The sequence below is a fragment of the uncultured Acetatifactor sp. genome, from assembly GCF_948601915.1.
In the GTDB taxonomy this organism is placed as follows: domain Bacteria; phylum Bacillota; class Clostridia; order Lachnospirales; family Lachnospiraceae; genus Acetatifactor.
Map to the genome: position 1 here is coordinate 1 of NZ_CAPDXS010000180.1, position 9,510 is coordinate 9,510.

Annotated in this window: 7 protein-coding genes, 1 tRNA gene and 1 pseudogene; 5 read left to right on the forward strand and 4 right to left on the reverse strand. The window is 55.5% G+C overall.

What is annotated here, in order from left to right; genetic code table 11:
• The 4 genes and pseudogenes from Q2B33_RS21495 to Q2B33_RS21510 form a co-directional block, all read right to left on the reverse strand.
• Window positions 1–1,677: pseudogene (locus Q2B33_RS21495) on the reverse strand (hypothetical protein); the annotation flags it as partial.
• Between the two features lie 124 nt (window positions 1,678–1,801).
• Window positions 1,802–2,719: a SufD family Fe-S cluster assembly protein gene (locus tag Q2B33_RS21500; RefSeq protein WP_300773849.1), complete on the reverse strand. Its 918-nt coding sequence runs from the start codon at window positions 2,717–2,719 to the stop codon at window positions 1,802–1,804.
• A gap of 63 nt (window positions 2,720–2,782) precedes the next feature.
• A complete protein-coding gene (locus Q2B33_RS21505) occupies window positions 2,783–3,604 on the reverse strand; it encodes an ABC transporter ATP-binding protein (RefSeq protein WP_300769741.1) in 822 nt (273 codons plus the stop codon).
• A gap of 383 nt (window positions 3,605–3,987) precedes the next feature.
• Window positions 3,988–6,063, reverse strand: a complete 2,076-nt coding sequence (locus Q2B33_RS21510) for an alpha-amylase family glycosyl hydrolase (RefSeq protein WP_300567627.1) — start codon at window positions 6,061–6,063, stop codon at window positions 3,988–3,990.
• Between the two features lie 307 nt (window positions 6,064–6,370).
• Between Q2B33_RS21510 and pcp the strand changes: the two genes are divergently transcribed.
• From pcp to Q2B33_RS21535, 5 genes are all read left to right on the forward strand, one after another.
• The gene (pcp, locus tag Q2B33_RS21515) at window positions 6,371–7,012 is read left to right on the forward strand and encodes a pyroglutamyl-peptidase I (protein WP_300567615.1); all 642 of its coding nucleotides are present in this window, start codon (window positions 6,371–6,373) and stop codon (window positions 7,010–7,012) included.
• Window positions 7,013–7,129: 117 nt separating this feature from the next.
• Window positions 7,130–7,203: transfer RNA gene (locus Q2B33_RS21520), tRNA-Arg, on the forward strand.
• A gap of 119 nt (window positions 7,204–7,322) precedes the next feature.
• Window positions 7,323–8,042 carry a DUF3990 domain-containing protein gene (locus Q2B33_RS21525; RefSeq protein WP_300815602.1) on the forward strand — a complete coding sequence of 240 codons (720 nt, stop codon included), beginning with the start codon at window positions 7,323–7,325 and terminating at the stop codon, window positions 8,040–8,042.
• Between the two features lie 105 nt (window positions 8,043–8,147).
• Window positions 8,148–8,675, forward strand: a complete 528-nt coding sequence (locus tag Q2B33_RS21530; protein ID WP_300567621.1) for a hypothetical protein — start codon at window positions 8,148–8,150, stop codon at window positions 8,673–8,675.
• A gap of 40 nt (window positions 8,676–8,715) precedes the next feature.
• Complete coding sequence (locus tag Q2B33_RS21535) at window positions 8,716–9,384, forward strand: response regulator transcription factor (RefSeq protein ID WP_300567624.1); 669 nt, start codon at window positions 8,716–8,718, stop codon at window positions 9,382–9,384.
• The last annotated feature ends 126 nt before the right edge of the window (window positions 9,385–9,510 follow it).

Sequence of the window (9,510 nt, forward strand, 5' to 3'; positions counted from 1 at the left end):
GGTGGCGCTGACCGTGCCGTCCCCGCCCAGGCCCCAGAACTTGCAGGAGACGATGTCCTGACCCGCGGTGTCGTGGATGGGGGCAACATCCAGGGACAGGTGGGTCACATCGTCCGTGATGCCCACGGTGAAAAAGGGCTTTGTGCGGTTTTTGAAGACTGCCGCAATCTGGGCCGGGGTGGTGTCCTTGGAGCTTAGGCCGTAGCGGCCGGAGAAGATCTGAACCAGCCCGTGGGCTCCCCGGCCCGCGTCATGCCTGGCTCTGCCCGCGCTGGCCGCAGCACCGCCGGAGGCCTCTGCCCCCAGGCCGGAAGCCGTTGTGTTGCCGGGAGCTGCCGAGCCGGAACCCGCTGCCGAGCCGTAGCCCGCTGCCGAGCCGTAGCCCGCTGTCGAGCCGGAGCCCATTGCCGAGCCGGAACCCGCTGTTGAGCCGTAGCCTATTGCCGAGCCAGAGCCCGCTGTCGAGCCGGAACCCGCTGCTGAGCTGGAGCCTGCTGCCAAGCCGGAATCCCCTGCCGCATCGCAATCCGCCGCGCCTGACACCGGAATCCCCTGCTGCACCAGCGCCGCCACCACGTCCAGATACAGAGGCTCCCCGGCGGAGCCCGGCTCCCTGGTGCGGTCCAGCACCGTGATCCGGCGCAGGCCCTTCGGCAGCTTCTCCGCCAGATGGCGGCTGCTGAAGGGGCGGTAGAGATGGACGTTGATCAGGCCGTACCTTTCCTCCGGCACGCTGTCGATATATTCCTTTATGGTCTCGCAGATGCTGCCCATGGCGATGATGACATGCTCCGCCTCAGGAGCGCCATAGTAGTCGAACAGGCCGTAGTCCGTGCCCAGCCTTTTATTGATCTTCTCCAGTTGCCGCTCCACGATTCCGGGCAGGGCCTGATAGAAGGGATTGGAGGCCTCCCTGACCTGGAAGAAGATATCGGGATTCTGTGCGGAACCATACACTTTTCCGTGTGACGGGTGCAGGGAGCGGGCCCGGAACCGGGTCAGGGACTCCGGAAGGGGCAAGTTCTCCTCCGCGCCGGAAGCGTTTTCGCCATCCAGCAGCATGTCTTTTAAGTCGCAGTAGTCCCAGACCTGTATCTTGTGCAGCTCATGGGAGGTGCGGAAGCCGTCGAAGAAGTTCAGGAAGGGAATCCGCCCCTCCAGGGCTGCCAGATGGGCCACAGGGGACAGGTCCATGACCTCCTGGACGCTGCTCTCCGAGAAAATGGCCACGCCGGTCTGGCGGCAGGCATAGACGTCCGAATGGTCGCCGAAGATGGACAGGGCATGGGTGGCGATGGTCCTGGCGGCCACATGGATCACGCCCGGCAGCAGCTCCCCCGCCATGCGGTAGAGATTGGGCAGCATGAGCAGAAGCCCCTGGGAGGCGGTGAAGGTGGTGGCCAGGGAACCGGCCAGCAGCGCCCCGTGGACGGCGGACGCCGCACCGGCCTCGGACTGCATCTGGGAGATGACCATGGCCTGTCCGTATATGTTCTTCCGTCCCTGCCCTGCCCACTCGTCCACAAGCTCCGCCATGGGGGAGGAGGGCGTGATGGGGTAGATGGCCGCCGCCTCGCTGTAGGCGTAGGCCACATGGGCCGCGGCCTGACAGCCGTCCATGGTCTGGAAGGGGCGGGACGGGGTATGGGTTGTCGTGTTAGATGTCATATTCTGCATAAAAAATCCTCCGGGAATCTAATATAGAAGTTTCGCTGCTACTATCATTTCCCGGAGGCTTTCCGTTTATGCTATTTTGCTGGTGCCGGAATCAAAAGAGGAACCGGATGCGGGGCCCCGCGCGTTATTTCAGGAATCCGTTCACGATCTGGGCTTCGGCCTCGGCCTCCGTGAGCCCCAGGGTCATCAGCTTCGTGATCTGGTCCCCTGCAATCTTGCCGATGGCGGCCTCATGGATCAGCTCTGCGTCCAGATGGTCCGCGGTGATCTCCGGCACGGCGCTGATGTGGGCCCTGTCCATGATGATGCCGTCGCATTCGGAGTGGCCCTTGCAGCGGTTGTTGCCGTTGATCTTGGAGTAGAAGACCTGGCGGGAATCGTCCCTGGCCACGGAGCGGGAGATGATGTTGGCGCTGGAGTCCGCCCCGTCTAAGTCTACCTGGAAGGAGGTCTCGGCGAACTGGCTGCCGTGAGTCATGAGCTTCTCCGTCACCACGATCCGCGCCCCGTCCGCCAGCCTGGCGCTGGTGAGGCGTTTCGTGGAGTCCACGCCCTTGATCTGGACAGTCTCCATCTCCATGAAGCTGTTCTCGCCCACCTCCACCTTGGTCTCGGGATTCATGATGCGTCCGCCTGTGCCGTCGCCGCTGCCATAGTGCTTCTCCACGTATTTTACATGGGAGTTCTTTCCTATGTAAAAGCTGTGGAGCCCGTCATGGCGGCTGTCGCTGTCGCCGCTGTTGTGGATGCCGCATCCGGCCACGATGGTCACGTCGCAGTCGTCCCCCACGTAGAAGTCGTTGTAGACCATCTCCGTCAATCCGCTCTGGCTTAAGACTACAGGAATGTGGACGCTCTCCTTCTTCGTGCCGGGCTTGATGATGATGTCGATGCCCTGCCTGTCTTCCTTAGTGACAATGTCGATATGGGCGGTGGTGGAGCGCTCTACGCTTGCGCCGTTGGCCCGGATGTTGTAGGCTCCGGCGGGCATCTCGTGGAGCCCGGCCACCTGTTCCAACAAGTTTTTCTGTATCTGATCCATAGAATGTCCTCGTTTCTTTTCATGGCCCCTGATGCGGGCCGGGATGATTGGATTTCATATGCGTCACTGCCCGGCGGCAGATTGTCTCTGGTAGAACTTGCACCCTTCCGTACCCTTTAAAAGCTCCGGCAGGATGTCGCCACGCCGTCCTCTTGCCTGTACGGTGCCTTCCGCCAGCACTACGATTTCGTCTGCAATGTTCAGGATGCGCTCCTGGTGGGAGATGATGATCAGGGAATTATCGCTCTCCCGGTGCATCTCCTCGAAGACCTGTATCAGGTTGTTGAAGCTCCAGAGGTCTATGCCCGCCTCCGGCTCGTCGAATACCGACAGGGGCGTGTTGCGGGCGATGATGGTGGCGATCTCGATGCGCTTGAGCTCGCCGCCGGAGAGGCTGGCATCGATGTCCCGGTTCACATAATCCCTGGCGCACAGGCCCACCTTGGACAGATAGTCGCAGATGTCGGGGAATTTCACCCTGGAATGCTCTTCTTCCATGGAATGCTCTTCTTCCATGGAATGCCTTGCGGCCAGTTGGATCAGGTCCCGCACCTTGATGCCCTTGAAGCGCACCGGCTGCTGGAAAGCGAAGCTGATGCCCAGCTTTGCACGCTGCGTGATGTCCATCCGGGTGATGTCCGTACCGTTGTATATGATCTGGCCTGAGGTGGGCTGTTCGATGCCCATGATCAGCTTGGCCAGCGTGGACTTGCCGCCGCCGTTGGGGCCTGTGATGGCGATGAAGGCATGGTCTTCAAAAGTCAGGCTGATATCCCGGATGATTTCCCTGGAATGCTCTTCTTCCCTGGAATGTCCTTCTTCCATTTCTATGTGTTCACTGGCATCATCCGATACCTGGAAGCTGAGATTGCGTAATTCAAGCATATATGTCCTCCTGTTTATACTGCATGACGCTGAATGCTGCCTAATGTAATCATGCGATTGAACCTGTCAGCGTTATGCAGTCTGGTTTCACGGCAAGTGAAATCGTTAAGCAGTATGAGTCGCTGCGCGACAGCACCAAAGGGGTAAAGTCCCTTTAGCGCACACCATATGAGAGAAACTTTCATTCGAAAGTGCACTCATGAAAGTTCCTCTCGTGCGCTTTCGTGGCCTTACCTGAGGATGTCCTGCCGCCCGCAGACAGCCTGTGTATACAAAGGCTCTGCCTTACAGTATAGCACAGAAATCCGAAAATCAATACTGGTTATGGAAATTTTATTTTTCCATGGAAAACCCCGGAGGAATCGGGCTCCGGGGGAAAGCTCTTATATGTCTCTTCCGGTGAACACTGCCACCGAGCGGGGCCGCATGATGAACTCATGCTCAATCCGTACCTCCTGCCCTTCCGGGTAGCAGTAGCGGTTCCGTTCGTCCCCATAGGTGTTCACGCTCAGATACCAGGCCTGGCTGGGGGTCAGGGCGGGCAATGTGATCCGCACGTCCTCCCAGTGAGGGTTCACTGCCACATATACCAGGTCGTCCGCCCCCGTCGCTTTATCGTAGCCTGCGAAGCTCACGGCCAGCGTCCTGGCATCGCCCGGGATGAACACCTCCTCCGCGTTGACATTGTGGGTCAGGAGAGGCTCCATGCCGCAGACCGCATCGGGAAGCATCTTCCGGATTACAGGGTGCTTGTGCCTGTAGGCGATCATGAACTTGAAGAATTCGAACAGCTCCCGGTTCCTGTCCAGCAGGCCCCAGTCCAGCCAGGAGATCTCATTGTCCTGGCAGTAGGCGTTGTTGTTGCCGTACTGGGTATTGCCGAATTCGTCCCCGGCCAGGAACATGGGCGTGCCCCGGCTGCACATCAGCACGGCGCAGGCATTGCGGATCATGCGGAAGCGCAGGCGCAGGACGTCCGGATCGTCGGTATCGCCCTCTATGCCGCAGTTCCAGCTCCGGTTGTCATTGGAGCCGTCGGTATTGCTCCAGCCGTTGCCCTCATTGTGCTTCTCGTTGTAGGAATACAGGTCGTACAGCGTGAATCCGTCATGGCAGGTGAGGAAGTTCACGCAGGAATTGTAGCCCGCGTAATTGTTGTTGTTGTCGGAATAGAAGCCGCCGTAGAGGTCGCCGGAGCCGGAGATGCTCCAGGAGGCCTCCCAGGAGTGCCAGTAATCTCCCTTCAGATAAGCCCGCAGGGAATCCCGGTAGCGTCCGTTCCACTCCGCCCAGCGCTTGCTGGCGGGGAACTTCCCCACCTGGTAGAGCCCGCCTGCGTCCCAGGCCTCCGCGATCAGCTTCACGTTCCGCAGGATAGGGTCGGTGGCCAGAAGCTCCAGCAGAGGCGGGTTGTTCAGGGGAGAGCCGTCCTCATGCCGCCCCAGGATGCTGGCCAGGTCGAAGCGGAAGCCGTCGATGCGGTAGCTCACCGTCCAGTAGCGCAGGCATTCCAAGATCAACTGGCGGACGATGGGGTTGTTGCAGTTCAGGGTATTGCCGCAGCCGCTGAAATTATAGTAATTGCCGCCCGGCGTGAGCATATAGTACACCTTGTTGTCGAAGCCCTTGAAGCAGAAGGTGGGCCCCTTCTCGTTGCCCTCGGCAGTGTGGTTGAACACCACGTCCAGGATCACTTCTATGCCGTTGTCGTGGAGGGCCTTGATCAGCACCTTCAGCTCATTGTCCTTGTTGGCTTCCTCATCGGAGATATAGTTGGTGTTGGGGGCAAAGAAGCCCACCGTATTATAGCCCCAGTAGTCCAGGAGCTTCTTGCCGTCCACCTCCCTGGCGTTGATGGCCTCGTCGAATTCGAAGATGGGCATCAGCTCCACCGCGTTGATCCCCAGCTCCTTCAGATAGGGAATCTTCTCCATCAGGCCCGCGAAGGTGCCCGGATAGGAGACGCCGGAGGAGGGATGGTAGGTGAAGCCGCGCACATGGAGCTCATAGATGACCAGGTCGCTCATGGTGCGGGTGGACTGCGGCGCATCGCCCCAGTCGAAGCCGTCCTTGATGACACGGGCGTGGTAACAGCCGCTCTTGCGGTTGCCCCAGATCCGCTTGCCGGTGACGAAGCGGGCATAAGGATCCAGGAGCACGGAATGGGGATTGAACAGAAGCCCGTTCTCCGGCTCATAGGGCCCGTCTATCTGGTAGGCATACTCGAAATCCTCAATGTCCAGCCCGAAGACGATCATGGAATACACATCCCCTATCTTATAGGCCTCCGGAAAGGGCAGCCTCGCATAAGGGGTGGAAGCGTCCCGGTGGAAGAGGAGCAGGGTACAGGAGGTCCCGTAATGGGTGTGGACGGTGAAGTTCACGCCCACGGAGAGCGCCATGGCCCCGTGCACGTCAAAGAGGCCGGGACGGATGGGAAAGCCCTCGATTTCGTCCATGGGCGTCAGGGACGTATACAGGGCAGGGTCATATTTATGGGTAAATAGATTCAAAGTTTTGTCTCCTTTATCTGATTGGAACATCTGATTGGAACCGGGCAGCCCGGAACCCCGAAAAAAGCGGCATGGAAACAGTATATCGAAAGATAGTGGAAAATGCAAATAGAAATTTTGGGGGAAATATAGTATAATGTGTCCATATTCCTGGCAGGAAACGCCGAATGGCATAACTACTATGTGCGATGCTGTGCACATAGTATAATGTGACCAATCATATGACAAAAGATGTGACCAAGTGGAGGTTGTTATGAAGATCATGATGACAGGTTTTGAACCTTTTGGAGGGGAATCCATGAACCCGGCCCTGGAGGCGGTGCGCAGGCTGCCGGATCGGGTGGCCGGGGCGGAGATCGTGAAGGTGGAGCTGCCCACGGTATACGGACGGGCCGGGGAAGTCCTGGAGGAGGCGGTGCGCCGGGAGCTGCCTGACGCGGTGCTGTGCGTGGGGCAGGCGGGCGGCCGCTCGGGAATCCTGGTGGAGCGGGTGGCGATCAATCTGCGGGACGCCAGGATCCCGGACAATGGGGGCAGGCAGCCCGTGGACGAGGCGGTGCGGGAGGACGGCCCTGCGGCTTATTTCTCCAGCGTCCCTGTGAAGCGGATGGTGGCGGCCATTCGGGAGGCAGGGATTCCCGCCTTCCTCTCCTACAGCGCGGGGACATTCGTCTGCAACGATATCCTGTATTCCTTGCTGCACCTGATCGCCCGGGAGCGTCCCGCCATGAAGGGGGGATTCATCCATGTGCCCTACGCCACGGAGCAGACGGTGGACAAGCCCTCCGGCACGCCGGGGATGGAGCTGGGGACCATCGCCAGGGCGCTGGAGAGGGCGATTGGGGCGGTTGTGGAAGCGATGGCCGAAGAGATAGCGGAAAAACGGAATAAATAGAACGGGAAAACAAATAGTAGAAAATAATGAAAAATTTCCAAAATAATACTTGACTTATTGGGACAAAAAGGGTATGATAGTCAGTGTTGCAGGTGATGATAATGTCTGTGACATTGTGTGCGTTTAGCTCAGCTGGATAGAGCGTTTGGCTACGGACCAAAAGGTCGGGGGTTCGAATCCTCTAACGCACGCTGTGATATGCGTATGCGCATGCTTTATGGATGCGTATACGCATATTTTGGTTGAGGCGGCGGGGAAGCCCTGGGTAATGGGCACCTTTTGGCGGGAGGAAATAAGATTGTCAGAAATCATGTATAAGGACAGGCCGAATGCAATAGAGCATTCTGAGATACAGTCAGTGAAAAAATTGTTAAGCAATCAGATCATGACCGTATATCATGGAAACAAGACTGAGAATCTGACACCTAAATTTGGGTCGGGCAATCCGGACAACGATTACGGAAAAGGATTTTATGCCACGCCAAGCATGGAATTGGCCAAAGAATGGGCATGGGGGACTTATACCTCCGGCAAAAAGGGCTATGTACACACCTTTGAACTGAATGCAGAAAGCTTAAAGATACTGAATCTGACAGAACTGGACAGTATACACTGGATTGCAGAGCTAGTATACAATAGAAAGCTGAATATCCAGGACAAGGAAGTGGTACAAGACAATATAAGGATACTTCTCGATAGATACAAATTAGACACAAGCGGCTACGATATCATCATAGGATACAGGGCAAATGACAGTTATTTTGCATATGCTGAAGCATTTGTATCCGGCACGATTTACAAAGACACACTGGAAAAGGCATTGCGGACAGGGGAATTAGGAATACAGGTCTTTCTGAAAAGTGAGAAGGCATTTCAAAGCTTAAAGAAAACAGCGGTAGAGGAAGTGCCGGAGAAGTACAGAGGGTACTTTGTAAAAAGAGATAAAAGCGCGCGTGATACCTATAGGTCATTGCGCACCAATCAGGGAAGCAGAGCGGGAAGACAGACAATCTATGATTTTATACTGTAGACCGCCAGGATTTACAGTGGTGTCCCCGGGAAAGTAGTTGGCTGGCGGTCTACAGTCGGGTTGTACTGCAAATTTAACCGGTGTGCAGTATATATAGGAGTGGGCATGAGAGCGGTATTGGATGGCTTGGAAGATTTCACCTGCTACGATGAATTTTGGCTAAGCAAGGATATGGAAAATATGGGATATTTCTTTGAATATTGCGATATATACTGTAAAGAAATCCTGGAAGATGACAAGATTGTCTTGGATAAGGAAAAGTTCATAGAAGCGTTCATGAAATCGGACTGCCGGGCGCTGATGGAAGTGGGACACCCGACGCTGCTGTCGCAGGCGGCATATGATACAGTCAGGGACTTCATACAGGTAGATAACAACTATGATATAGAGATGTTCCGATTAAAAGGCAGACAGCCTGAATATAAGCATATGCAGTTATATTGGGCAGGCTGGATGTATGCATATATTCATTTTATGAGTAAAGAGCGCAGCAGAACAATCATTGAAAAACTGCCCTTGAAGGAAATGCTAATTGATTACAAGCTAGGCCATGAAATGAGTAAGGAAACATATTATCAAAAGATAGCGTACCTGATCGGCCCTCTCCAATCAGACCCTGCAGATTCTGTCTGACCCGCAGTCGAGCCATATCATGCAAGGAAGCGATGGAATAATGAATGAAAAAACATATCGGATCTTAATAGTCGAAGACGATAAATCAATATCTGATTTATTATGTATGAACCTTTCCGTCGCGGGATATCATTGCGATGCGGCTGAGGACGGAAAACAGGCGGTGCAGATGATCCATGGGAGCTCCTATGATTTGGCCATACTTGACATCATGCTTCCGGAGATAGACGGCTTTGCATTATATGAACACATGAGCACAAAGGGCATTCCGGTGATCTATCTCTCGGCAAAAACCGACATTCAGAGCAAAGTAAAGGGATTGAGGATTGGGGCCGAGGATTACCTTACGAAACCTTTTGAAGTGCTTGAGCTGTTGGTGCGGGTGGAAAAAGTGCTGAAGCGCAATGAGTGCAGCCAAAATGTCTACCGGATGGACAATGTCGCGATTCATGAAAAGGAGCATATGGTCTTGCTGGACGGAAATCCGGTAGAATTGAAGCCCATGGAATATTCTCTTCTGCTTATGCTCGTAAGGCACCCCAACATGGTATTCTCAAGGGAGCAGCTGCTCCAGGAGGTATGGGGGGATTGGTATTTCGGCGAGACGCGTACAGTCGATAACCACATCGCGATATTGCGCAAAAAATTGAACTGGAGTGAGAAAATCGTAACCGTGCATCGGGTCGGCTACAAATTAGAGGTCAGATAAATGCGTTTGAGAGGAAAAATAATTGCCATCTGCATCGCTGTAGTGGTATCGGTGATGAGCGGAGGCTTCCTCATTATCCGTAGTTCCCGCTACATAATTCCTTCTACATAACTGGTAGAATAACGC

Excerpts from the sequence above, each read along its gene's own strand:
- Q2B33_RS21500 (WP_300773849.1), bottom strand. The coding sequence starts at position 2,719 with ATGGATCAGATACAGAAAAACTTGTTGGAACAGGTGGCCGGGCTCCAC.
- Q2B33_RS21505 (WP_300769741.1), bottom strand. The coding sequence starts at position 3,604 with ATGCTTGAATTACGCAATCTCAGCTTCCAGGTATCGGATGATGCCAGT.
- Q2B33_RS21510 (WP_300567627.1), bottom strand. The coding sequence starts at position 6,063 with ATGGACGAAATCGAGGGCTTTCCCATCCGTCCCGGCCTCTTTGACGTG.
- pcp (WP_300567615.1), top strand. The coding sequence starts at position 6,371 with ATGAAGATCATGATGACAGGTTTTGAACCTTTTGGAGGGGAATCCATG.
- Q2B33_RS21525 (WP_300815602.1), top strand. The coding sequence starts at position 7,323 with ATGTATAAGGACAGGCCGAATGCAATAGAGCATTCTGAGATACAGTCA.
- Q2B33_RS21530 (WP_300567621.1), top strand. The coding sequence starts at position 8,148 with ATGAGAGCGGTATTGGATGGCTTGGAAGATTTCACCTGCTACGATGAA.
- Q2B33_RS21535 (WP_300567624.1), top strand. The coding sequence starts at position 8,716 with ATGAATGAAAAAACATATCGGATCTTAATAGTCGAAGACGATAAATCA.